The 23,014-nt window shown below is 63.7% G+C and carries 22 protein-coding genes; 5 read left to right on the top strand and 17 right to left on the bottom strand.

Going from position 1 to position 23,014, the window contains the following annotated elements; genetic code table 11:
• The first annotated feature begins 32 nt into the window (after positions 1-32).
• On the top strand, positions 33-1,250 hold the full coding sequence (gene coaBC, locus B4F19_RS08980) for a bifunctional phosphopantothenoylcysteine decarboxylase/phosphopantothenate--cysteine ligase CoaBC (RefSeq protein WP_292734306.1): 1,218 nt from the start codon (positions 33-35) through the stop codon (positions 1,248-1,250).
• 29 nt (positions 1,251-1,279) lie between these two features.
• Entirely contained in the window at positions 1,280-2,281 is a 1,002-nt protein-coding gene (locus B4F19_RS08975) for a hypothetical protein (protein WP_292734304.1), read from the top strand.
• Between the two features lie 19 nt (positions 2,282-2,300).
• On the opposite strand, the gene B4F19_RS08970 is transcribed toward B4F19_RS08975, so the two are convergent.
• From B4F19_RS08970 to B4F19_RS08930, 9 genes are all read right to left on the bottom strand, one after another.
• Positions 2,301-3,938 (bottom strand): VWA domain-containing protein, encoded by a 1,638-nt coding sequence (locus tag B4F19_RS08970; protein ID WP_292734302.1) that lies wholly within the window; start codon positions 3,936-3,938, stop codon positions 2,301-2,303.
• Between the two features lie 146 nt (positions 3,939-4,084).
• A complete protein-coding gene (locus B4F19_RS08965) occupies positions 4,085-4,399 on the bottom strand; it encodes a hypothetical protein (RefSeq protein ID WP_228177276.1) in 315 nt (104 codons plus the stop codon).
• 288 nt (positions 4,400-4,687) lie between these two features.
• Positions 4,688-6,100 carry an HNH endonuclease gene (locus B4F19_RS08960; RefSeq protein WP_292734300.1) on the bottom strand — a complete coding sequence of 471 codons (1,413 nt, stop codon included), beginning with the start codon at positions 6,098-6,100 and terminating at the stop codon, positions 4,688-4,690.
• Between the two features lie 402 nt (positions 6,101-6,502).
• Positions 6,503-6,763, bottom strand: coding sequence for a hypothetical protein (locus B4F19_RS08955; protein ID WP_292726727.1), 261 nt, complete (start codon positions 6,761-6,763; stop codon positions 6,503-6,505).
• 125 nt (positions 6,764-6,888) lie between these two features.
• Positions 6,889-7,275: a type II toxin-antitoxin system VapC family toxin gene (locus tag B4F19_RS08950; RefSeq protein ID WP_292734297.1), complete on the bottom strand. Its 387-nt coding sequence runs from the start codon at positions 7,273-7,275 to the stop codon at positions 6,889-6,891.
• Positions 7,272-7,538, bottom strand: a complete 267-nt coding sequence (locus B4F19_RS08945) for a type II toxin-antitoxin system Phd/YefM family antitoxin (RefSeq protein ID WP_292734294.1) — start codon at positions 7,536-7,538, stop codon at positions 7,272-7,274. The genes B4F19_RS08950 and B4F19_RS08945 overlap by 4 nt, the downstream gene beginning before the upstream one ends.
• A gap of 140 nt (positions 7,539-7,678) precedes the next feature.
• Positions 7,679-7,960 (bottom strand): hypothetical protein, encoded by a 282-nt coding sequence (locus B4F19_RS08940; protein ID WP_292734291.1) that lies wholly within the window; start codon positions 7,958-7,960, stop codon positions 7,679-7,681.
• A 122-nt stretch (positions 7,961-8,082) separates the two neighbouring features.
• Positions 8,083-9,492, bottom strand: a complete 1,410-nt coding sequence (locus tag B4F19_RS08935; RefSeq protein WP_292734289.1) for a UDP-glucose dehydrogenase family protein — start codon at positions 9,490-9,492, stop codon at positions 8,083-8,085.
• A 38-nt stretch (positions 9,493-9,530) separates the two neighbouring features.
• Positions 9,531-11,150 carry a sugar transferase gene (locus tag B4F19_RS08930; RefSeq protein ID WP_292734287.1) on the bottom strand — a complete coding sequence of 540 codons (1,620 nt, stop codon included), beginning with the start codon at positions 11,148-11,150 and terminating at the stop codon, positions 9,531-9,533.
• A gap of 299 nt (positions 11,151-11,449) precedes the next feature.
• Between B4F19_RS08930 and B4F19_RS08925 the strand changes: the two genes are divergently transcribed.
• Positions 11,450-12,424 (top strand): sulfotransferase family protein, encoded by a 975-nt coding sequence (locus B4F19_RS08925; RefSeq protein ID WP_292734285.1) that lies wholly within the window; start codon positions 11,450-11,452, stop codon positions 12,422-12,424.
• Here the strand turns inward: B4F19_RS08925 and B4F19_RS08920 are convergent.
• The 8 genes from B4F19_RS08920 to B4F19_RS08885 form a co-directional block, all read right to left on the bottom strand.
• Complete coding sequence (locus tag B4F19_RS08920) at positions 12,413-13,630, bottom strand: O-antigen ligase family protein (protein WP_292734283.1); 1,218 nt, start codon at positions 13,628-13,630, stop codon at positions 12,413-12,415. The two genes, B4F19_RS08925 and B4F19_RS08920, sit on opposite strands and share 12 nt — an antisense overlap.
• A gap of 224 nt (positions 13,631-13,854) precedes the next feature.
• Positions 13,855-14,778 (bottom strand): sulfotransferase family protein, encoded by a 924-nt coding sequence (locus B4F19_RS08915; RefSeq protein ID WP_292734280.1) that lies wholly within the window; start codon positions 14,776-14,778, stop codon positions 13,855-13,857.
• Positions 14,775-16,154, bottom strand: a complete 1,380-nt coding sequence (locus B4F19_RS08910) for a lipopolysaccharide biosynthesis protein (RefSeq protein ID WP_292734278.1) — start codon at positions 16,152-16,154, stop codon at positions 14,775-14,777. The genes B4F19_RS08915 and B4F19_RS08910 overlap by 4 nt, the downstream gene beginning before the upstream one ends.
• Positions 16,130-17,272: a glycosyltransferase gene (locus tag B4F19_RS08905; RefSeq protein ID WP_292734276.1), complete on the bottom strand. Its 1,143-nt coding sequence runs from the start codon at positions 17,270-17,272 to the stop codon at positions 16,130-16,132. Before B4F19_RS08905 ends, B4F19_RS08910 begins: the two co-directional genes overlap by 25 nt.
• A 2-nt stretch (positions 17,273-17,274) precedes the next feature.
• Positions 17,275-18,408 carry a glycosyltransferase family 4 protein gene (locus B4F19_RS08900; protein ID WP_292734274.1) on the bottom strand — a complete coding sequence of 378 codons (1,134 nt, stop codon included), beginning with the start codon at positions 18,406-18,408 and terminating at the stop codon, positions 17,275-17,277.
• Positions 18,409-18,421: 13 nt separating this feature from the next.
• Complete coding sequence (gene cysN / locus B4F19_RS08895; protein ID WP_292734271.1) at positions 18,422-19,675, bottom strand: sulfate adenylyltransferase subunit CysN; 1,254 nt, start codon at positions 19,673-19,675, stop codon at positions 18,422-18,424.
• Between the two features lie 2 nt (positions 19,676-19,677).
• Positions 19,678-20,589, bottom strand: coding sequence for a sulfate adenylyltransferase subunit CysD (gene cysD / locus B4F19_RS08890; RefSeq protein ID WP_292734268.1), 912 nt, complete (start codon positions 20,587-20,589; stop codon positions 19,678-19,680).
• Complete coding sequence (locus B4F19_RS08885; protein ID WP_292734266.1) at positions 20,586-21,353, bottom strand: 3'(2'),5'-bisphosphate nucleotidase CysQ; 768 nt, start codon at positions 21,351-21,353, stop codon at positions 20,586-20,588. Before B4F19_RS08885 ends, cysD begins: the two co-directional genes overlap by 4 nt.
• A 115-nt stretch (positions 21,354-21,468) precedes the next feature.
• Here B4F19_RS08885 and B4F19_RS08880 point away from each other — a divergent pair, with 115 nt between their 5' ends.
• Positions 21,469-21,939 (top strand): RrF2 family transcriptional regulator, encoded by a 471-nt coding sequence (locus B4F19_RS08880; RefSeq protein ID WP_292734263.1) that lies wholly within the window; start codon positions 21,469-21,471, stop codon positions 21,937-21,939.
• A gap of 105 nt (positions 21,940-22,044) precedes the next feature.
• Positions 22,045-22,962, top strand: coding sequence for a sulfite exporter TauE/SafE family protein (locus B4F19_RS08875; protein WP_292734261.1), 918 nt, complete (start codon positions 22,045-22,047; stop codon positions 22,960-22,962).
• Positions 22,963-23,014 lie beyond the last annotated feature (52 nt).

The following is a 23,014-nucleotide window of genomic DNA, read 5'->3' as shown; positions in this document are numbered from 1 at the left end:
GGTTCCTGCTCAAGTCGTGGAAGACTGGCCGCGTGTTCGTTGTCGTCGGGGTCACGGGCGGAATCGCCGCATACAAGACGGTACATCTGGTCAGGCGCCTGATCGGCGAGGGCCATGAGGTGCACGTCGTGCCGACCGAGGACGCGCTGCGCTTCGTCGGGCAGCCGACGTGGGAGGCAATCAGTCGCCATCCCGTCACGACATCGGTGCATGAGGATGTCGCGACGGTGCGGCACGTGTCGCTCGGGCAGCGGGCGGATCTCGTGATCGTCGCGCCGGCCACGGCGAACACGCTCGCGAAGATGGCCGCCGGGCTCGCCGACGATCTGCTCGGGACGACGCTACTTGCGACGACCGCGCCGGTGGTGGTGGCGCCTGCGATGCACACGGAGATGTGGCGGCATTCGGCGACGCAAGAGAACATGCGGGTGCTGCGGTCTCGTGGCGTGCACGTGGTCGGGCCGGCTGATGGGCCGTTGACCGGTGGCGATTCGGGGCCGGGGCGGATGAGTGAGCCGGATGAGATTGCGGATGCTGCGCTCGCCGTGGTTTCGGGTGCCGAGGGCGGGCGGGCGCGGGATCTTGCCGGGCTGAGGGTTGTCGTGTCGGCGGGTGGGACGCGGGAGCCGCTGGATCCGGTGCGGTTCCTCGGGAACCGCTCGAGTGGGCGGCAGGGGGTTGCGCTCGCGGTCGCTGCAGCTGACCGGGGTGCGGAGGTGACGCTGGTCGCCGCGCACATCGACGGTGAGGTGCTCGGTGGGGTGGGCGATGGCGTGAAGGTCGTGTCGGTGGGGACGGCGCTGGAGATGCAGGATGCCGTGACGGAGGCGGCATCCGCTGCGGATGTCGTCGTGATGGCGGCGGCGGTTGCCGACTATCGGCCCGCCGAGGTGGCGAAGGCGAAGCTCACGAAGGAAGCCCAGGGCGATCGTCTGACGCTGGAGCTCGTCGAGAATCCCGACATCGTGGCGGGGTTGGCAGCCGGCAGGCTGTCGGGACAGACGGTGGTGGCGTTCGCGGCAGAGACCTCGTCGGGGGATGAGTTGTTGGAGCGGGCCAAGCGTAAGCGGGAGCGCAAGGATGTCGATCTGCTCGTGGTGAACGAGGTTGGCTGGGCTCGCGGGTTCGAGTCGGCCGACAATGAGGTCGTCGTGATCGATCGGTCGGGCGAGGTCGCAGCGGAGGCTTCGGGGTCGAAGCGTGAGGTTGCGGAAGCCGTGTGGGACGCGGTAGTCGCAACGCGACGATAGGGTGAGGGCATCGTGGGGGAGGACGGCTGATGGATCGCACAGTCGCGTGGCAGGCGCTCCATTCAGCCGATACGGATGCCGAGACTCTCGCTCGAATTGCCGGTGAGTATCCGGAGTTCGCGCTGCAGATCGCGTCTCATCCTCAGTGCTATGACGAACTCGCATTGTGGGCTCGATCGGTCGCTGCGACGGGTGCTGCGGCGGAGACAGACAGCGCGTCCGCATCGTCACCCGCTGAAGATGCGGGTGGCTCGGGCCTTCGTCCTGGCGTCTGGATCGGGATCGCGGCGGGAGCGGTAGCTGTCATCGCAGTCGGTGGTGGGGTGTGGGGGCTCATCGCGTCGGGTGTGTTGGGCAATGGGGTGGGGTCGCCCTTGGATGCCGGAACGGCGGCGGATGCGGAACGACCCGAGCTCGACGGGCCTGAGGTCTACGTCGGCGACGAGCTGGAGTGGTTCCTGCCGGAGGATAGCCAGTTGCGAGTGTTGTTCCCGGGTGTGGGTTCAGTCTCCCGCGGCGCCGAGCTCGGCGGTATCGGTGAGGGCGAGGGCGTGCACACGGGGCCCGAGGAGTGTTCCATGTGGTTCTGGGGCGATGACTGGGCCGTCGTGGGGTTGCGCACCGCTTCGTGGGACAACGGCGCAGTCGCGGTCCGCGGGTTCCCGACGGATGACGAAGCCGAGCACTACTTCGAGGCGTACAGCGACACGGTCGACGTATGCACGGACTTCGCCATCCTCGGGCCTGATGAGGCGGAGTATGGTCGAGTTTTCATTGAGTCGCTCGACGTGCCCGCAGGGACAGAATCCCTGGTCGCTGTTCGCCGAACCGAGGGCGGCGAGATGCCACCGGAATCGGGCGACGACACGCTCGAGCTGCTCAGCCTCGAGGGAAACACCGTGACCACGGTCAGCGTCGTGTGGGATGACCGGTTCTCCGAGGCGTCGGAGCTCTCGAAGATCGTCGCCGCGGTCGTTGAGCAGCGCGACGAGGCGTTCGTGGCACTCGCTGATCAGATGGCGTTGCGCTGATCTGCCGGCGCTACGCTGATCAGCCGAGAATCTCGGCGTGGGTAGCCGCGGAGAGGGTGCGAGCGGCATCCTCGACCGTGACGCCGGTGAGTTCAAGGCCCGGCATCGTGTTCTCAATCGATTCGTCACCGTAGACGGAGGCGCCGTCGGCGGTGAACGTGATGAGATGCCCGGAGCGATCGGCGACCAGGTACTGCGTCCAGCCTGCGACGACGTACGACCGGTACATCCCGCCGGGGAACACGGCTCCGAGGTTTCCGCTGAGGTTGCCGAGGCGGATGCCGCGGGCGTTGGGGAGGAACGCGCCCGAAATGCTCTCTCCGAAGCTGGACGGGGCCCGTGACACGGAGATCGACCACAGCGTGCCGTCGTGGAAGACGGCTGACAGTCCGATCTCGAGGATTTGCCACTCGCCGTCTCGGATCTTCGTGAGGTCGGGCGCCGCGGCGGACGCTTCGGATTCGGTCATGCCGAGGGTGAGCGGGCCGATGCCGTCGAAGTCGATCTGCCACAGGCCGGCGTCGAGCACCGAGGATGACCCGATGATGCATCGGCAGACGACGATGGTTCGCACCGTGTCGGTCGTGGGATCGTATGTGACCCGGTAGCCGACCGGGCTGCCCGGCTGGGCTCGATAGATGGCTGTGCCCGGCGCTTCATCGTCGCTTGCGACGGGAGCGCCATAGGTTGCTTCGAGGGATGCACGTGAGCTTCCCGGGCCGAAGCGTTCCGCGGTGACTGTTGTCTCATCGGCGGGGGTGATCGCGTAGACCCGATCATCGTGCAGCTCGACAGTTCCCCACCCGCAGTCGATCACGATGATTCGCACGCCGTTACGCAGCGTGGACTCGATGATTCGGATGTCGTCGACGTTGCTGCGGACTTCCGAGAAGGTCATGCCCAGCTGCACGCCGTGGAATCCGCGCGCGCTGAGCACTGTCGCGTCGTTGAGGGTTGCCGCTTTCAGTCGGGCGAAGAGTTCGTCAGGGTTGGATGCAGCGACCGCTGTTCCGCCTCCGACGCCGCCGATGCACGTCATCTGCTGCTGCGCCTCTTCGTCTTGGTCGACGCCGAATGCCACGACGTTGATGTTCACAAGCGGATTCTCGCGGTGCAGGTCGGCTGCGACGTCGCACGAGGTCGGTGGTGCGCACGTGTCGACGCCGTCGGAGATCAGCACGATATTTCCGGGTTGGCCGGGTGGGAGCATCGACATCGCAACACCCAATGCCGGCCCGATAGGGGTGAAACCGGATTGGGTGACGCCGTTGACGGACGCCCGGAGCGAGCCGAGGTCCATCGGCTGAAGGGAAGAGAGGGTCTTGACGTCTTGGCACCCCGATGCGCGCTCGGCATCCGAGTTGCCTGTGCCTGTCCCGAAGACGAGGAGGCCGACTTCTGCGTTCTGGGGGAGGGCCTCCAGGGCCGCGATGGTGGCTTGCTTGGCGACATCCATCCGTGTGACCCCCGGCGAGGTTTCGCGGATCATCGAACCGGAAGCGTCGAGGATGATCACCGTCGGCGGGATGCCGTCGTCGGTTGCGGCCTGTGCCGGTGGTGCTGTGAGCAGTCCCGCGGCCAGCAGAGCGGCGCCGGTGAGCATCCCAAGCTTCGCTACCCACTGACCGCGGTCGATCTTCGTGCCGCTTCGAGCCATCCAGATACCCCCTCGGGTAGGTTACGGCGTCGACGCTATTGCGCGCCACGAGAACGTCTTCGAGTGGCGAGATGCCGGCCGTTGTGGGTGCGCTGGGGTGACCCTGCGGTCGTCGAAGGACAGACTGTGACGTGGAGGCTTCGGGGTCACTCGCCCGAGGGTTCGCCCCAGACGCGGCGGCTGAGTGCGGCGATGTCTTTGTCGAGATGGTCGATGCGGGTGCCCATCGCATCGAACCGGGCGTTCATCTCGCCGCGGAGTCCGTTCATTTCTGCGCGCAGTCCGCTGATCGATGCATCCATTTCGCCGCGGAGTCCGTCGAAGCGGCCGTTCATCTCGCCGCGTAGTCCGTTGATGGATGCGGTCATGGTGCGGGTGAGGAGGGTTGTCATGACGGTCATGCCGCCGAGCATGAGCGTGGCGAAGAGGCCGATGAGCACCCAGCTCTGTGGTTCGGTCACGGTGGTCACCTTTCCAGTGTGCGGCAGGTCACTTCAGGATGCCAAGGTTCTCGCGCCGCCGATCGCTGGCGCGGGCGGCCTGGGACTGTTCGGCGAACTGGGCGGCGCTGGGGAGGAGCGGTGCGCGGGGTGAGTGGGACCGGGCCTCAGTACAGCGCAAGGACGGGGGCTTCCGGGCACGTGCGCCGGGTGGGCAGGGCGGGGTGCGGGCGCGGCGCGTCGGCACGTGGCGCTCGGAGGGGGCGGTACGCCGGGTGGGCAGCGCGGAGTGTCGGCGCGTGAGGTATGTCAGAACGGTGCGTCGGAGGCGTCGGCGGGTGCGGCATCCGGGGGTAGTGGATCGTCCGCGACGGATGGGTCGGGCGCGAAGTGGACCCCGGGCGTGGGTGGATAGTCGGTGTAGGTGGTTCCGACCGGTGAGGTCCATTCGAGGATGCCGCCCTCGAGTTGCCTGACTTTCCAGCCGGCGAACTGTTTCATCGAATGATGTCTTTGACAGAGGTGGGCGAGGTTGCAGACATCCGTTTTGCCGCCGAGCGCGTGATCGATCGTGTGGTCGACTTCGCAGCGGATGGCGGGGAGGCGGCATCCGGGGAACCGGCAGTGGCGGTCGCGGGCCCTCAGGTGGCGGTCGATCGCGGCGGTGCGCTGGTAGCCGTTGGTGTGGAGCACCTGACCGGTGACGGGGTGGGTGACGAGGCGTTCCCACCAGGTGTCGCAGGCTTCGGCGATGGCGCGGGCGGTTTCGGCGTCGATGGGGGAGTACCCGACGAGGTCGGCGGGTTCTGCGTGGCTGTTCTCGTCGCCGTCGGGCTTGAGGAGGCTGAGGGCTGGAACGACGACCTGGATCTTCGCGCGGATCGCACCGAGTGTGCCGGGTCCGTCGCCGGTGACGGTGGGGTCGGCGAAGGGGGATCCGGTGAGAAGGATGTCGGCGGCGATATCGGCGCGGATCTGAGCCCGGGTGCGGATGTCGCTGGCGAGGATGTCAGCCGGGATTCGGGCGTCATCGCCTGCCGGAGAACCGACTGCAGCCTTCGCGGCGTTGCGCACGTCGATGACAACGGTGGCCATCTGGTTCATGCGGTCGTCGATGCCCGCGATGACCGGGGTGGGCGCGACCAGGAGTAGCGATGACATCCCGTCGGGCAGCGCGCGGGTGGTGATGTCGCGGCGTTCGCGCGCGGAGGCGTGTCGTTCGACGAAGCTGCGGGGATGCATCCGCTGGGCGAGGATTTCGAGCTCAGCTTTCACCCGACCGACGGTGTCGCGCCGGCACCGATCGAGTGCCTCGGCTTCGAAGGCGGGGATGACTTCATCGGGGAGGTCGGCGGCAGCATCCTGAATCGCGTACACGTGCTGACGGGTGATCTCACCTTGAGCGCGGGCTTCGAGGGTGCCGGGGTAGCGCTCGGCGAGCCGTTCGGCGTCGCCGATCTGGCGTTGCATCGACCGATCGGACACGCGCGTCGGCACTCCGATCGTGGCGGCGATGCTGCGTAGCGCCATGTCGTGCTCGCGCACCCGGGACGGCTTGCCCGCCGCGAGTTCGCGCGCCAGTTCGCCCGCGCGAGCGAGAGCGCGGATGCGGGCGGCTTCGGCGGCGGCGAGCGCGGCATCCGCCTGCTGAACGGCGGCGACGATCGAGGTCAGCTCGGCGGTCTGCGCCTCGCTGAACTCGATGACTCCGTTCGAATTCATGTACTAATAATGACATCACCCTCCGACATTGAGTCCCAGAGGGGCGCGCCTGTGGAAAACCCGCAGAAATTGGTCTACATGCGAGTGCATGATGGTTCGACTCGAAGCTCAATAGAACAAAACTACGAATATCGGATCCCGGCTTCGTCAGTCCGTGAACTCCCGTGGCGTGAAGGCACGCTCACGGACATTCGTCGCGAGCCGATCGAGTTCGTCGGTGACATCGAGGCCTGCGATTGCCTGCTCGACCCGCTCCGCTCCGCACATGTTGCCCTCACGACAGCGTGCGCCCCGTCGCCCAGAGCGTCGTTGGTGCAACGGCCCGCGAGCACCTCCTCGACGGCGTGGACGGCCGCTTCGAATCTCTGACCGACGCGCCCCGTGGTGGATCGCGACGGATGCCTACTCGCCGGAGGGCTCGCCCCAGACGCGGCGGCTGAGGGCGGAGATGTCGCGGTCGAGGTGGTCGATGCGGGTTCCCATCGCGTCGAAGCGGGCATTCATCTCAGCACGAAGGCCATCGATCTTCCCCTCGAGCCGGCCCTCGACGCCCGAGATGCTGGCGGTCACTGTGCGCATGATGAGGTTCGTAGACAGCGTGAGCCCGCCGAGCATGATGGTCGCGAAGATGCCGATGAGCACCCAGCTCTGCGGTTCGGTCACGATGGTCACCCTCCTAGTGTGCGGTATGGCGATTCAGGATGCCATCGCTTCGCCCTCGCGCGGACGAATGGTGCCGCACCTGGCAGGCGGTGCCGCGCGGGAACCGCCTGGGGAGGAGCGCAACCCTACGATGGTGCGAGCACGCGCAGCCCCGACCGCTTGGCTGCGGCCGAAAGCTCCCCGTCGTAGGTGAGCACCTCGTCGACGCCCACGCGAAGAGCAGTCGCTAGGTGAATCGCGCCGTTCGAGCGCAACGGTGCATGCGTCCCCGCTGAGAGAAGGTCGCCGCGCGTGACGTCGATCAGCGTCACTGCGTTGAGCACAGTGGTGATGGCGTCAAATTCGATCAGGCTGGGGTTTCGTCCGGCAGCGCAGTGCAACTCGGCGTGCAGGAGCCATGAGGCGACCAGATCACGCGCTGTTGTGGTCAGTTCGTGGAGGAGTGCGTCGGATTCTGCCTCGTCGACGAGCAGCTTTATCGCGGCTGAGGTGTCGAGGTAGGTGACGGTCACCAGCTGCCCCGGGTGTCGCGGATGATCTCGGTTGTATCCCGCGCAGACGCGGCTCGACGGATGCCGGAGAGCGTCGATACCGGTGCGGTAGCTCGCCTCGCACCCCCCTCAGAAACGAGGGCTTCGAGGCCCCGGGAGGCAAGGGGAGTCAAGAGTGCAATCACCTTGCCCCGGTTGCTGATCTGCACGGTCTCGCCGGCTTCAACCCGGCGCAGGATCTCGCCGCTGCGGTTGCGCAGCTCCCGGTGGCTCACGGTGTCCATGGCGAGTAGTGTAGCGCGCTGTAGCACATGAGAACACCGGCGAGTGGACCCGGTGTTCGGCACGTGCGCTGGCCCGCACCGGCGACTCAGGCTCTGGACGACGACTCGCTTCGCGACGCGTGACAGCCAGAACCTTCGAGTCACTCCCCGGAGGGTTCGCCCCAGACGCGGCGGCTGAGGGCGGAGATGTCGCGGTCGAGATGGTCGATGCGGGTGCCCATCGCGTCGAACCGGGCGTTCATCTCGCCGCGAATCCCATCGAAGCGACCGTTCATCTCGCCGCGCAGTCCGGTCATCTCTCCGCGGAGCCCATTGACGGATGCCGTCACGGTGCGCATCAGCAGTATGGTCATGATCGTCATGCCGCCGAGCATGATCGAGGTGAACACTCCGATGAGCGCCCAGCTCTGCGGTTCGGTCATGACGGTCACCCTCTCAGTGTGCGGCACTCTCGCCCAGGATGCCAGGACGAACCGTCCAGGCGGTGGCGTGGGTCACAGTCATGCACAGTCGGGCCCCGCGGTGTGTTGTGGAGGAATCTGATCTACGGGCGCCCCATGCCGTAGTAGGTCCAGCCGGCGGCGCGCCAGGCGGCGGCATCCAGGCAATTGCGTCCGTCGACGATGACGCGTCCATCGGTGAGGGTCGAGACGTGCTCGGGCGACATCTGCCGGCGGTACTCGTCCCACTCGGTGACGACTACCACCGCGTCAGCGGCGCGCAGGGCTTCGTCGCGGTCGGCGACGTAGTTGAGCTGCGGATGCTTCGCCTGAGCGTTCGCGATCGCCTCGGGGTCAGTGACAGTAACCCACGCACCCAGGCCGTGCAGGCGCACGGCAACGTCGAGGGCGGGCGAGTCGCGGATGTCGTCACTGTGCGGCTTGAACGCGGCACCGAGCACCGTGACGTTCTTCTTGAACACGGATCCGCCCAGCCCGTCGACCACAAGCTGCACAGCTCGGTCGCGCCGACGCATGTTGATCTCGTCGATCTGGCGCAGGAACGCAATCGATTCGCCGCGGCCGAGTTCTTCGGCGCGGGCAGAGAAGGCGCGGATGTCTTTGGGGAGGCATCCGCCACCGAAACCGATTCCTGCTCCGAGGAACTTGCGGCCAATGCGCGCGTCGTAGCCGATCGCATCGGCAAGCTGCGTGACGTCGGCGCCGACGACCTCGGCGATCTCAGCCATCGCGTTGATGAACGAGATCTTGGTCGCGAGGAACGCGTTGGCCGAGACCTTCACGAGTTCGGCGGTGGCGAGGTCGGTGACGATGAAGGGTGTGCCCTTCGCAACCGGCGGCGCGTACACCTCTTTCATCACGGCGACGACGTCGACCTCTTCTCCGGTCATCGAGTGACCGTCGCCTCCCTCGGTCGTTGAGCGGGCGTCGCCTCCCTCGGTCGTTGAGCCGGTGTCGCCTCCCTCGGTCGTTGAGCGAGCGAAGCGAGACGAAACGCCCAACACCAACCGGTCGGGGTCGATGGTGTCTTGCACGGCCCACCCCTCGCGCAGGAACTCGGGGTTCCACACGAGCGTGGCGCCCGCCGCCTCGACCCGCGGCGTCAGCTCAGCTGCCGTGCCGACGGGAACCGTCGACTTGCCCGCAACGATGTCGCCCTCACTGAGGTAGGGCAGGAGGCCGTCGATGGCGGCGTTCACGTAGGTGAGGTCGGCGCCGTAGCCGTCCTTCTGCTGCGGAGTGCCGACGCCGATGAAGTGGACCTTGGCGCCTTTCGCCTCGGCCATGTCGGTCGTAAACCGCAGGCGACCGGATGCCACACCTTCGGCAAGGATCTCGGGCAGCCCGGGCTCAAAGAACGGAGCCTCACCCTTCGAGAGGGCATCGATCTTGCGCTGATCGACGTCGATGCCGACGACGTCGTGACCGATCGAGGCCATGGCCGCTGCGTGCACGGCTCCGAGATATCCGCATCCGATGACAGATAGGCGCATGGGTTCTCCGCGTCGTGGTGTTCGGTGAGGGGGAAAGATCAGTGAGCGGTCTCGCCGGGCGCGATGACTGCGCGGGCGGTCTTGAACAGGATCGCGATGTCGCCCGCCAGGGTCCAGTTTTCAACGTAGTAGAGGTCGAGCCTCACTGCCGCATCCCAGTCGAGCGCCGACCGGCCGCTTACCTGCCACAAACCGGTGATTCCCGGCCGCGTAAGCAATCGGCGCTTCGCAGCCTCTGAGTACAGCGCTACTTCGGCTGCAATCTGCGGCCGCGGGCCGACGAGACTCATTGAGCCACCGATCACGTTGAAAATCTGGGGCAGTTCATCGAGCGAGTACTTGCGGATGAAGCGGCCCACGGGGGTGATGCGGGGGTCATCCTTGATCTTGAACAGCGGCTTCTCGCTCGTTCCCTGGGCCTCGAGCAGCGCCTTCAATTCCTTATCGGCGCCAACTCTCATTGACCGAAACTTGAGCATCTGGAAGGGCTTTCCGTTCATCCCGATCCGCTCGGACTTGTAGAGGATCGGGCCGACACTTGTCCAACTCACTGCGATCGCGACGATCAACAAGATGGGCGAGATAAGAATCGCGATTCCTGTCGCCGCAACGAGATCGAAGGAACGCTTGAGTAGGCGCTGACCAAGGCTGAAGCGTGGCGTTTCGACGTGTATCAGGGGAAGCCCTGACACGGGGCGGATGTGGATTCTCGGGCCTGCGATGTCAACGATGCTCGGTGCGAGCACGAGATGCTGCTTGCCAGCCTCCAGACTCCACGAAATCTGCTTGACCTTGTCTGGCGGAAGCTCGTCCGCGCTCGTCACAGCGATAGTGTCTGCATGCGTCGCCGCGATCGCGCGCTCTACTGTCTCGACACTGCCCATGACCGGCACGCCAGTATTCGGGATTGTGTCGGCGACTCGCCCTGATGGTACGCAGGCCCCAACGACGCGATAGCCCGCTCGGGGGTTGCGTTGGAGTTCGGAAGCGATTTGTGCGACCGAACTCTCGGAGCCAACTAGCAACACTCGCGCCATGTATTGACCGTTGAATCTCTTGGCGAACAGCCAGTGGCGCCAAAGCCATCGCACGAGAATGAGCGTCACAATGCCGGCGGGAAGGCTAATGAGTAGGTAGCCGCGGGCAATATCCACCTGGAAGAGGAACGCAATAATCGCGATGACGCCGAAGAGGCGCACGCTGGCGTCGATCACTCGGATGTACTCGGAGGTGCCCGTACCAATCACTCTGTAGCTACGCGAGTCGACAAGCGACAGGGCCCACCACCACAGCAGCACGATCAGAGCGGAGGCGAGCCAATACGACACAGCACTGAATCTCCCATCATGCGCGAGAGACAAGGCTGCGTTCCCGGTTCCGAACCAGAAGATCTGCGTGCCGTAGACCACCCACACGAGCACGAAAAGATCGCTGACCCACAACCGTCGGGTGAAGCGCGGCTGCCAACGCTGTGTCGCACCATTCTTCACTCGCAGGATCGACCCCGTCGATGTGGTGATGTTGCGTTCAGAGCCTAGAGCGCCCGCGGAGCGGTCTTCGATCGCGCCGGTGGACGATGTAACTACCGGTGTTTGAGGCGCCATACTCAATCCCCGCTTTCGAGCTGATGACAGCGATGCAGAAGTTACCACGTTCATGTTTCCACTTCGGGTCGGTCGCGTTCTCGTCGGACCGACTGCCTGACTTGGCCTGGATCGCTGTTCGTCGAGCCTCTCGTGTTCTTGGCTTCTGCGCGCGCCATGTGCTCGTTGAGAGATTGCGCTATGCGCGGTGTGCAGCGACGCGGGGAAGCGCGAAACTTGCACGACGCACTCTCTAGCTACAATCGCGCTCAGCGACCCGGATGGGAAGCTCGCCTCCTCGAGTACTGGAGTGGCGACCGTTCTTCGGTCGCGATGGAGCGGCGCCACAGTGAGCGCGGTCAGAAAGAGAAGAAGTGATAGAGAAACGCGAGCCTCAACCGTTCTTCATCGTGGGCGCACCTCGGAGCGGGACAACCCTCGCAAAGGCGCTGCTGAGGTCGGTGGAGGGCGTGTATGTTCTGCCGGAAGAGTTCCAGTTGCTCCGTCCGTTCCTCGAAATGGTTGCGGAAGAACGCTCCCAGCAACAAGTCGTCAACTTACTGACAGGATCGGCCTTCGCGACCCACTTGAAAAGACGCGGCATATTTCCTTCCGAGGAAGCGATCGTCGAGCGGTTGCGGTGGAACGATCCTGGAGCAGCGTTTCAGGACTTCGTCATGCTTGTCCGCGCCGAAGAGGGCTTGCCCACTCCGCGATATTTCGGTGACAAGACGCCGGAGAATGTGTTCCAGCTCGACCTGATTTTTCGTACATGGCCGAACGCGAGAGTCCTCGTTGTTGTTAGGGACCCGCGGGACACGGTGCGCTCGATGAACAAGGCGTGGGGGCGAAGCTGGCTGCGTGGTTCCGTAGTCTGGCGAGACGCCATGGCTGCTGCGCTAGAGCACGCTGCAGGGCGTCCCTCTGCGCTGCACTTGATTCGATACGAGGACATCGTTGCAAACCCGGTCGATTCCATTGAACACGTCGCGAGCTGGCTCGGTGTGGATTGGGAGCCCGAGAACGTCAAGGTCGTCAAGACTGAGGAACGGTGGGGCCAAGCTGCGGGCGCCTCTGGTGTAGTTGCGAGAGAATCCGAGTGGACCGAATCTCTGGACTCTCGTCAGGTCCAGCTCGTCGAGTCCATCTGTTTCCGCGAGATGATTGCTCTTGGCTACCAGCCGGAGCTTGCGACTACCCCGCGCAGCCCCAGACGAATTAGAGTTGTCCTCGCAACTGCTCACGACGGGGTAGCGATACTCAGGAGCTATGCACGCGAACGCGGTTGGCGGGAGGCTATCAGCTACAAGCTTCGCCAGTGGATGGGAGGGTCGCGGCTAACGCACTAGGGTGCGTCGGCTGGCGATTCTCGATGGCTTGGGTGGCGTAACTCCTGTATTCGCGAAGGCGATCGCTATACCGATCGCGCACCACGCCGGAACCGACGCGATTAGTGCATTCTGGAGCATTATTACCTCGGTGGCATTGTGCGTCACGAACATGAGGAATATCGCGGCTCCGAAGTAGCCGACAGTGCTGCGTGCGAACGCCAGGGGCCTCCATACAGCTAGGAGGAATCCGGTCAGCAAGATGATTCCGGCGAACCCAAGCTGAAGGTAGATCTGGAGGTAGAAGTTGTGGGATGAAAGCGTGGTTGGAAGGATGTCGCGGGGGAGCGCCCCGGGACCGAGACCGAACCACGGGCCGTTGGCGCTCACCGCGTCCACTATTGCGGGCCAGATCCACTCACGGCCCGAAGTCGCGGGACGCCCCGAGATGCTGACGATCGTGGTGGATATGTCATGAGCTAACTGGCTCGTGTAAATGTTCAGGAAGTACCATAGTGTTGTGAGGATCACGACTAGGGAGCCAATGATGCCCGCGATCCAGAACGCGGTCTTTGGAAGGGTAGCCGCTCCGACGAATCCAATGACTAGGACTGCGGCATAGCCGACCATGCCTCGCAGATCAAGCGTGAAAGCTAAAGCCCCGGTTACTATGAAGAACCCAACAACGTAGAGTGCCTCTCCTCGTTTAGCTTGGGTGAGTAGGACGATCGTGAGGAGCGCCACCAGATAAAGGGTGGCGGCACCAGTCCCGTTCTTTGCTAGGCCGCCCACGTGCGCCCCAAGAACTCCCACGAAGCTGAGGGCGTATGACGATATGCGGAACCATCTGTACGCTGTGATCTCTTGCCCGAAATTGGCAAATAGGAGTAGGGCGCCAGTCGCCGTGACTGCGGTGAAGAAGTGCTGAATGCCCTGGGTCGAATATGTCGTGAAGGGACTTACAACCAGATATACCACGCAGAACGCGAGTGACCACGCCATAATGACGTGGGGCGCTCGCGACAGTCGTGTGAGTTGAAGAAGAACGCTTGCGAACGCGGCTGTGAGCAGAAGGGCGTCACCAACCCCGATCCCGTAGGTCCCAAGTACAGACCCAAGAATAAAGAGTAGGCCGATCCATGCGGCGACTAGCGGCCAGCCTGCTGGATTGGGACGAGTCGGCGAGCGGCGAACGCTATTTGACATGTTCACGATGGTTGTTGACATGTTCACCATGGTTGATAATGAGAGCGGGTTGACGAGCCGGCGGTTCGGCGTTTGTCGTCCCGTAAGTGACGCGAAAGAAGATCTTCGGCTTTGGCGCTCGCCTGGGCTCGCGGCGGCGGCCGTCGCCGATCATGAGTTGGATTCTATATCGCATCGGTGATTCTTGGCCTCCGTGACTAAAGTGCGCCGGCCTCGAAGTCGGCGCACGGCAGCGTCATCCATCGTTAAGCGGTATCTGTCCATCCCCACTCGGCCCGCAGGTCTCGATGAAGAATTGAGGATAGGAGCGCTACATCGGCGCTGAAGAAAGCCCTTAGCCTGTCGCGAGTCTCGACGGCGAGCTCGCGCCGTACCGGTGTTGAGTTTGCCCGTTCCACTTTTCTCCGAATCCCCAGAGACGTGACTCCCAGTCTGGCTTTGAGTCCGGAGGCCGCCTTCGCAAGCCACTCGGGGGGATCCTTGACGAGAGCGTTTAGCCGCTCAGAATTTGCCTGCCTCGCGGGATTCGATTGGGGCAGCGCTCCCAGATCGAGCGGATCCAGTCCTGCATGCTCCTGAATAACACGAGACACGCGCTGCAGGTCCGAGCGGAGGTCGTCAACTGTAAAGACCAGGAGGCTGGCTCCGAAGACACGTTTCGCGGTCTCCACCTGGCTTCCGAGCATTGCCACATCGGCGTAAACGAGAGAATCCGGTCGGCGAGCAGCGTCCGGTATCCCTACGCCTTCTCGCCTTGCTTCCTGCGCATTCCACGCTTCTTCAAGGGTCGGCGCATTCTCCCAACGCTCGTGGCGCAAGAACGTGTAGTAGGAGCTCACGAGATCGACGGGGTCTCTGACGACCGCGATCGCGCGCGCATCGGGGAACTTCGCTCGGATCGCTTGCAGTGCTTCTGGAGAACGGAGGTATGAGGTCGAACCATCGCACCATGCACGGATCTTGTCATTGCGTTGGTCGAATAGCGCAAGATACGCATCGAAGGATTGAACGTGTGGTGTCCTCGCGCGGACGTCCGGTCTTATACCAGACCTCGAGAAGTATCCTGGCTCTTTGACGGATGGGGCGGATAGCTGTGGGTGTCTCGCGAGATGTTCATACAGGCTCGTTGTTGCACACTTCGGTGCACCGAGCAGAAACAATGGAGTCATGATTCGAGTTCTCCCCTGTGTCTAAGGGCTTTCAGCGCGCCCAAGATTGACGTATCGACGCCGAGATTTCGACGAGTCCAGAATGCAGTGACGATGTTCCAGGTGGCCATGCCTAACGCTAGCGCCGACGCGGCAAAAACCTCCCCGAACAGCCATACGCCGGGAATGATGAGCGCCAATGGAATCGCGTTCGATACTGCGACGAATAGGAGTAGGCGGCGCTCATTGCCAGTCATTGACATCAAGATTGCGGTCTGCCCGCTGAGCGCACTCACGACTTGTCCCGCTCCCACGATGAGCAACAGGGGGTACGAATCCGCGTACTCTCCGCCGAAAAGGCTCAGGATCCACGGTCCGAACGCAATATATAGGCAGTACATGGCGATTGTTGGGACCGCCGCGAGTAGGGTAATCGACGCGCAATATCGCTCTAGTGACTTAGCGCGGCCCTCATGCCACATTCGCGCAATTTTGGGCGCTGCAACGAGGTTGCTCGCCGCGAGGAAGAAGCTGAGTAGTGTGGCGGTCTTCACCGCTGCGAAGAGGCTTCCGGATTCCGCGGGAGTCAGAGCGATTCCTAGCAGCACGACTGCGATTTGCGCGGCGCCCGGTTGTAGAATTCCGTTCAGCCAGAGCCCCCAGCTCGTACTGGTCCACCGCTTCAGTGCGTACGTGGCCCGTTGTCTACCGAAGAGATCGCGAAGAATGTCCGGCCGCAGACATAGCTGGACCATCACGACAGCGATCAAGGAGACTCCACAGAGAACAACGGCGAGATCGACCGAGATCCCGTCTCCGAGGGGTATTGCTTCCAGGCCCAGCATCGCAGGAGCGCAAAGCAATATGACAATGAGTCGCCACGCGACATCTCTGGGTGCCTGCGCGAGGATCAAGGTCCCCTTCGCGCGGAACACGCCCGCCTGGAAGTCGGCGAACGTCATCCCAATCACTAACAGTCCTGCCGTTCCGACATACCACGGAACGATGGACAATACCGCGAGCACCACCAGCGCTGCCGCAGCGATGAGCGTCACTGTAGAGATCGCGACGTAACTTGAGCGCAGAAGTCCTCGGCTCGCCGCGTGGTCTCCTTCCGAGGCGTAGACCGGGATGAAACGTAGCGCCAGCATGCCGAGGCCTAAGCCCGACACGAGTGAGATGAAAGTTGCGAGCGAAAACGTGAACCCGAACTCACCGTAAGCGCTCGGAGTCATGGCCCGTGCCAATGCGACGAACATGAGGAACGAAAGGCCGGCTGAAGTTACCCTAAGAACGAATGCGATGCCGCTCTGGGTAACTGCAGGGGTGCGTAAAGACCGCGTAAGGGTCTTGAGGAGCTCAGACACCCTTTTCATCGCGTCGTTGGCGGCGTCCACACCGCGTATGTCATTCCCCGGTTCGCGCGCATCACTCCTCTGAAGGTCTGGACAACGGCGACAACGAAGTCAATTCCCACGGCGACGAGCCTGCGAGCAACCACCGCAGTCAAGATCAGAACGACCGCAACGACCCCGAGTATGAGCGGTGACACCACACCAAGAGCAACGAAGAACGTCGTACCCGCAAGCACCGCGAACGCAGCAGGCACGGCACCCCACCAGCGCAGGTACTTGTGGGCGAAGTACTTGTACCGATCGAGCCTTGACATCTTGGAGAGGCTCGGAGCGAGAAACTTATGCGTGTGGTAGGCGCGCGCAGCGATTCGGACCTTTCGCGATGCCTCGTCCGATCTGTTGGAGACTAGCCGCTCGTAGGCGATCGCGTCCTCGGCTTTGATGAGTCGACTCCCCGCGAAAACCACTGACATGGAGACGGTGAAGTCGTCTTGTACCGTGTCTGGGAAGTCCGGGTATAGAGAAGCCCGAACCGAAAAGATCGAACCGTCCGCCCCCATCACGTTCCCCGTTCGGGACTCCGCGCGCTTGATCTTCTCTTCCAATCGCCAATATGCTCCGCCACTCGTTTCGGTGGCAGTCTGCACGTCAGATGCGAGGTAGTGAAGCGAACCGCACACGCCACCCACCGACGGGTCGAGGTAGCAGTCTGATATCCGTTGGATGCACTCGACGTCAAGTAGGACGTTTGCATCCGTGAACACGAGAATATCCGCGTCAGTGTGAGCAACTAGCTGCTTCATCCCGTTTGCTTTTCCCGAGCGTCCGGGACCACTGACAACCTCCAGTAGTTCAGGGTGACTCATCAATAGTTCGGAGGTGCCGTCGGTAGAACCATCATCGAAAGCCAAGACTTGAAGCTTCGGATATCGCGCTTTCAGTGCGCGAACATTGTCGATCTTCTCCGGTAGCGCTCGACGCTCGTTGAACGCGCAAAACAAGAGAGCGACTCCCTGCCCGTCGCCTCCCTCCGAGTCCTCCTGCGCGTCGACGGGGATTGAGCGAAGAAGGGCGAGCGTCCCTGGGTAAATCAGATACGGGTAGGCAAATAGAGCGAGAGCAATGATAAGGACGGAGCCTGAGACCGCTAGAACCAACATCGCTATCTAGCTTTCTCTCTTGTGAGTGTCTCGACGACCGGCTCGATGTGGTGGTTCCAGGAGAAGTTTTCGAGCGCGTAGGCTTTCCCTCGGCCCGCCAGCGTCGCTCGCAAGGAGGGTTCGTCTATTAGCGTCTGCAGCGCCGCAGCGATCTCGGACGTTTCGTTGCCGTCCACGAGAAGTCCTGTCTCTCCGTCAATGACGAAGTCCAGGGGACCCCCATCTCGCCCTGACACCACCGCGCAACCGTAGGCCATTGCATCGGCGATCGCGATTCCGAATCCTTCAAAGTCCGACCCCTCGCCCGTGTGCGAATGGGGATGCACGAAAATATCGGCCCATTCGTACAGTTGCGGGACATCCTCGTCGGGGACATAGCCGAGCATGCGCACATGGCTCGACAATTCTGCGGTTTCGATGGCGGACTGTATAGAGCTCTGTTCCGGGCCGCGTCCCGCGATTCGAAAGTCGAGCTGTTCGGCAGTCGCGGTCGGCAGCGACGCAACCGCAGCGACCGCATGAACTATGTTCTTGCGGGGTACCAGCCGGCAAAGGGCAAGGACTCTAACCGTTGACTCTGTCGGCTGGCGGAGCGATGCTCGGGCGCGTGCTTCGTCAGTAAGGCCGTTGTGTGCTACCACCCATTTGGGGCTCGCACCTTGTCTCGAGGCCGCTAGCGCTACGCGGAGTGTCGCTTGAGAAACGGCGAGAACCAGCGACGCCTTCCGGAGAACGCGCCGCATGGCTATCCCGGCACCGGGCGGGAAGTTCAGCACCTCGCGCCCGTGGACGGTCACGACGCGCGGAATGCCCGGAAAGACCATGTCTCCAACAAGGCCGACGCGCCACGTCGTCGAGTGAACTGCGGCTAGGTCCGTGTCCTGCCGCAGCTTCAAGGCGGCTCTCAGCATTCGAGCAAACACGGTCAGCTGACCTCCGCCGCCTGCGTTCCAGAGGCGGAGGCTTCCGTCGGGGGTTCGGCGGTCAGTCCATCCCTGCGGTCCGTCTGTTTGTGTGAGTACTACGACTTCCAGACCGCGGCGCAGGTACGCTCTCGCGACCTGCTCCGAATAAGTTTCGACTCCACCGGTGGTGGGCGGAAACCCCTTGGCGAGGACGAGAATACGACTGGGCACGGTGCAGCTTCGTCTAGTTTTCCGCGGCGAGGATCGTGCCAGCGCCGACAGTCCTGTTGGTGCTCTCGTTGATCAGAACGAACGCGCCCGTAGTTCGATTTCTCAGGTATGCGTCGGCCACGAGCGGCGTCGTAGTGCGGAGCTTCACGCGACCGATCGCGTTGAGACCGAGTTCGCTCGCCATCTCAGTGCGGTGAAGGGTATTCACGTCGAGCTCGTACGCGATCTCCTTCACGACAGCGCGCGCAGCGCGGGTGGTGTGAAGGATCGAGAGCTTCTGGCCGACGGTGAGTGGCACGTCATCCATCCAGCAGACCATCGCGTCGATGTCTTGACTGACCTCGGGGTGGTTGCCCTTACGGCAAATGACGTCGCCACGGGAGATATCGATGTCGTCCGCCAGGCGGACGGTCACCGACATCGGCGGGAACGCCTCGTCGACGGGGCCGTCGGCGGTGTCGATGCCGACGATCTTCGAGGAGAGGCCGCTCGGCAGCACGAGCACCTCGTCGCCGATCTTCATGACACCGCTGGCAACCTGGCCGGCGTAGCCGCGATAGTCGCGGTGCGCGCTCTGCTGGGGGCGGATGACGTACTGCACCGGGAAGCGCACATCCTGCAGGTTACGGTCGCTCGCGATGTACACGTTCTCGAGGTGATGCATGAGAGACGTGCCCTCGTACCACGGCATGTTCTCAGAGCGGTTCACCACGTTGTCGCCAGCGAGCGCCGACAGCGGGATCGCCGTCATGTCGGTGATGTTGAGCTTCGACGCGAAGGCGAAGAACTCATCGCGGATCGACTCGAAAACCTCCTGCGACCAGTCGACGAGGTCCATCTTGTTGACCGCCAGCACGATGTGCGGCACGCGCAGGAGCGACGCGATCGTCGCGTGGCGGCGGCTCTGCTCGAGCACGCCTTTGCGGGCATCCACCAGCACGATGGCGAGGTCTGCCGTCGAGGCGCCCGTGACCATGTTGCGCGTGTACTGCGCGTGGCCGGGAGTGTCGGCGATGATGAACTTGCGCTTGGGGGTCGCGAAGTAGCGGTAGGCGACGTCGATGGTGATGCCCTGCTCGCGCTCGGCGCGCAGGCCGTCGGTCAGTAGGGAGAGGTCGGCGTATTCGTCGCCGCGAGCCTTGCTCGTTGCCTCGACGCTCTCGAGCTGGTCTTCGAAGATCGACTTCGAGTCATACAGCAGACGTCCGATGAGCGTGCTCTTGCCGTCGTCGACCGAACCGGCGGTCGCAAATCGCAGCATGTCCATGTTTAGAAGTACCCCTGCTTCTTCCGGTCTTCCATCGCGGCCTCGCTGACCTTGTCGTCACCGCGGGTCGCACCGCGCTCGGTGACGCGCGTCGCGGCCACTTCCTCGATGATCAGCTCGACAGTGTCGGCATCCGATGCCACTGCCGCGGTGAGAGTCGCGTCACCAACGGTGCGGTAGCGCACCTTGCGGGTTTCGACGACCTCGCCCTCCTTGGGAACGCAGAACTCGTTCGCGGCGAAGAGCATCCCGTTCCGCACGAAGACGTCACGGTCGTGAGCGAAGTAGATCGACGGGATGTCGACCCCGTACTCACCGATGTACTGCCAGATGTCGAGCTCAGTCCAGTTCGACAGGGGAAACACGCGGATGTTCTCACCCGGGTGCACGCGGCCGTTGTAGAGGCTCCAGAGCTCGGGGCGCTGGTTCTTCGGATCCCACTGGCCGAACTCGTCGCGGAAGGAGAATACGCGCTCCTTGGCGCGCGCCTTCTCTTCGTCGCGGCGGGCGCCGCCCATGCAGGCGTCGAACTGGTGCTTCTCGATCGTCTCGAGCAGCACGGGGGTCTGGATGCGGTTTCTCGATCCGTTGGGCTCCTCGCGAACCGTGCCCTTGTCGATCGCCTCCTGCACCGATCCGACGACCAGGCGGATGCCGTGCTTCTCGACGATGCGGTCGCGGAACTCGAGCACCTCGGGGAAGTTGTGGCCCGTGTCGACGTGCACGATCGGGAACGGGATCGGCGCCGGGTGGAAGGCCTTCATCGCGAGGTGCAGCAGCACGATGGAGTCCTTGCCACCAGAGAAGAGGAGCGCGGGGCGTTCCATCTGCGCGACGACCTCGCGGATAATGTGGATCGACTCAGCCTCCAGAATCTGGAGCTGGCTGAGCGCGTACTGGTTAGGCGATGTCACTCGGATGCCTTCCGTTCAGCGTTCGCAATGGCCTCGAGGATCTGTGCCGCGAACTCCGGGCGGCAGACCACGAGGTCGGGGAGGTAGGGGTTCTCTTGGTTGTAGACGAGGGGGGACCCGTCGAGCCGCGACGTGTGAAGCCCGGCGGCGCGAGCGACGGCAATCGGAGCTGCGGAGTCCCACTCGTATTGTCCGCCGCCGTGGACATAAGCATCCACTTCGCCGGTCACGACAGCACACACCTTGACTCCCGCCGACCCCATCGCCACGAGGGTTGCTCCGAGTTGCTCGGAGACCGCGTTCACGATCTCGGGCGGCCGTGAACGGCTAACCGCGATGCGAATCGGGCCCTCAGGGCGGGCCGGGGGAGCGGGGACAGTGGCGCTGGAGAGCACGACCTCGGGCCCGCCGAGAGCCACCGCTCCGAGAGCAAGCTCGCCATCCTGCCAGAGGGCGACATGCACTGCCCAGTCGTCACGGCTCTCGGAGAACTCACGGGTACCGTCGAGGGGGTCGATTATCCAGACGCGGTCTGCCGACAGCCGCTCTGCGGTGTCTTTCGCCTCTTCGCTCAGTACGGCGTCGGCCGGAGCTTCGTCGGCAAGGCGCCCCGCGATGTGCGCCTGCGCCGCGGCGTCTCCCGCGTCTTTGAGCGCGCGAAGATCCTCGCCGAGGAACTCTCGACGAGTGGTGATCAGGACTTCGGCGGCCGTACGTGCGATGGATTCTGCGAGCGATGAATCGCTCAGTGGTGCTTGTGTCATTGGTCGCTTTCCCAGTGGCTGACCGTACGCTGAGCGACCTTACCGTAAGCGTGTGTCGTCAAACGAACGCCGGGTCTCTGCCGCGTTACGCGTACGTAACAGGCCATAATCGGGTATGCGCATCTCAGCCCGAGCGGACTACGCCGTCCGCGCGACGGTCGCGATCGCGCAGGCAGGCGACGAGGTCATTTCGGCAGATGCCGTAGCCGAAGCGCAGGGGATTCCGGGCAGCTTCCTCGAAGGCATCCTGACCTCGCTGCGGCGGGCCGGAATCGTCACCAGTCGTCGCGGAGCGGCTGGCGGTTATCGGCTCGCGGTGCCCGCCTCGACGGTCTCGGTGGCTGACGTCATCCGTGCCGTAGACGGCCCCCTCGTCTACGTGCGGGACGCGCGGCCCTCGGACGTCGAGTACCTCGAGGAGCACGAGGCCCTGGCCACGCTCTGGGTCGCGCTGCGGGCGAACGTGCGGGCGGTGCTCGAGGCCACGACCATCGCCGACCTCGCGACAGGCAGCCTGCCGGCGTCAGTGCAGGCGCTCGCTGACGAGCCACGAGCCTGGCTGAACGCGTCTTCGCTCGGCGACTGACTCGTCGGCTCCTGCGCGGTTCTTGAACTGTTCATTTGCGCGCTGGGTCCATCGTGTGTCTTAATACCGACTAATCCAGTCGGATTTATCGGGAAGAGGCATCGAATGCAAACCTTGCTCCTGCTTGCGGTCGTCGGTTTCGCCGCCCAACTCGTCGACGGCTCGCTCGGGATGGCCTACGGGGTCACCTCGACGACTCTCCTGCTGCTCATCGGGGCCAGCCCCGCGGCGGCAAGCGCTTCGGTGCACCTCGCCGAGATCGGCACGACCCTAGCGTCGGGTCTGTCGCATTGGCGGTTCGGCAACGTCGACTGGAAGGTCGTCGCCAAGGTCGGCATCCCCGGCGCCATCGGTGCATTCCTCGGTGCGACGCTGCTCTCGAACCTCTCCAGTGAGGCGGCCCGGCCTTTGATGAGCGGCATCCTGCTTGCGCTTGGCCTGTACGTGCTCGTGCGGTTCACGTTTCGTGCGCTCCCCAAGCCCGATGGCTCGAGGCCGCTCCGCCTGCGATTCCTGGCTCCTCTCGGACTGCTCGGCGGCTTCATCGATGCGACCGGTGGGGGCGGATGGGGGCCCGTCGGAACGCCGGCGCTGCTTGCCAGCGGCCGGATGGAACCGCGCAAGGTGATCGGCACGATCGACACCAGCGAATTCCTGGTCGCCATCTCAGCCAGCGTGGGGTTCTTCATCGGCCTCGGTTCTCAAGGCTTCGATATGGCGTGGGTCCTCGCGCTGCTCATTGGCGGCCTTGTCGCCGCCCCGGTCGCAGCCTGGCTCGTGCGCATCATGCCGCCCCGCCTTCTCGGCTCGCTCGTGGGCGGCATGATCGTCTTCACAAACGCCCGCACGATCATGCTCGGTGTCGACCAGACAGGCGGACTGCTGACCTGGTGGGTGCTCGGCGGGGTGATCGTGCTGTGGGTTGGTGCCGTCTGGATCTCGGTGCAGGCCGTGCTGAACGACCGCCGTCTTGCTCGACGCGACCAGGAGCCCGAGCGCACGCTGGCCGAGAGTGCCGAGTGAAGACATGCGCGAAGAATTGACGAGCTGTTAACACGGCTCAGCTTGCCTCCGC

Source organism: Microbacterium sp. UBA1097, assembly GCF_002313585.1.
Taxonomy (GTDB): Bacteria; Actinomycetota; Actinomycetes; order Actinomycetales; family Microbacteriaceae; genus Microbacterium.
The sequence above is the reverse complement of the archived record's forward strand: the minus strand, read 5'-3'. Positions and strand labels throughout refer to the sequence as shown.

Bases quoted from the DNA above. Each gene is read 5' to 3' on its own strand.
- B4F19_RS08905 (WP_292734276.1), bottom strand. From the start codon at position 17,272: ATGTTGGTTCTAGCGGTCTCAGGCTCCGTCCTTATCATTGCTCTCGCT.
- B4F19_RS08930 (WP_292734287.1), bottom strand. From the start codon at position 11,150: ATGAACGTGGTAACTTCTGCATCGCTGTCATCAGCTCGAAAGCGGGGA.
- B4F19_RS08915 (WP_292734280.1), bottom strand. From the start codon at position 14,778: ATGACTCCATTGTTTCTGCTCGGTGCACCGAAGTGTGCAACAACGAGC.
- B4F19_RS08945 (WP_292734294.1), bottom strand. From the start codon at position 7,538: ATGGACACCGTGAGCCACCGGGAGCTGCGCAACCGCAGCGGCGAGATC.
- B4F19_RS08975 (WP_292734304.1), top strand. From the start codon at position 1,280: ATGGATCGCACAGTCGCGTGGCAGGCGCTCCATTCAGCCGATACGGAT.
- B4F19_RS08935 (WP_292734289.1), bottom strand. From the start codon at position 9,492: ATGCGCCTATCTGTCATCGGATGCGGATATCTCGGAGCCGTGCACGCA.
- B4F19_RS08960 (WP_292734300.1), bottom strand. From the start codon at position 6,100: ATGAATTCGAACGGAGTCATCGAGTTCAGCGAGGCGCAGACCGCCGAG.
- B4F19_RS08885 (WP_292734266.1), bottom strand. From the start codon at position 21,353: ATGACACAAGCACCACTGAGCGATTCATCGCTCGCAGAATCCATCGCA.
- B4F19_RS08880 (WP_292734263.1), top strand. From the start codon at position 21,469: ATGCGCATCTCAGCCCGAGCGGACTACGCCGTCCGCGCGACGGTCGCG.
- cysN (WP_292734271.1), bottom strand. From the start codon at position 19,675: ATGGACATGCTGCGATTTGCGACCGCCGGTTCGGTCGACGACGGCAAG.
- B4F19_RS08970 (WP_292734302.1), bottom strand. From the start codon at position 3,938: ATGGCTCGAAGCGGCACGAAGATCGACCGCGGTCAGTGGGTAGCGAAG.
- B4F19_RS08920 (WP_292734283.1), bottom strand. From the start codon at position 13,630: ATGTCAACAACCATCGTGAACATGTCAAATAGCGTTCGCCGCTCGCCG.
- B4F19_RS08940 (WP_292734291.1), bottom strand. From the start codon at position 7,960: ATGACCGAACCGCAGAGCTGGGCGCTCATCGGAGTGTTCACCTCGATC.
- B4F19_RS08875 (WP_292734261.1), top strand. From the start codon at position 22,045: ATGCAAACCTTGCTCCTGCTTGCGGTCGTCGGTTTCGCCGCCCAACTC.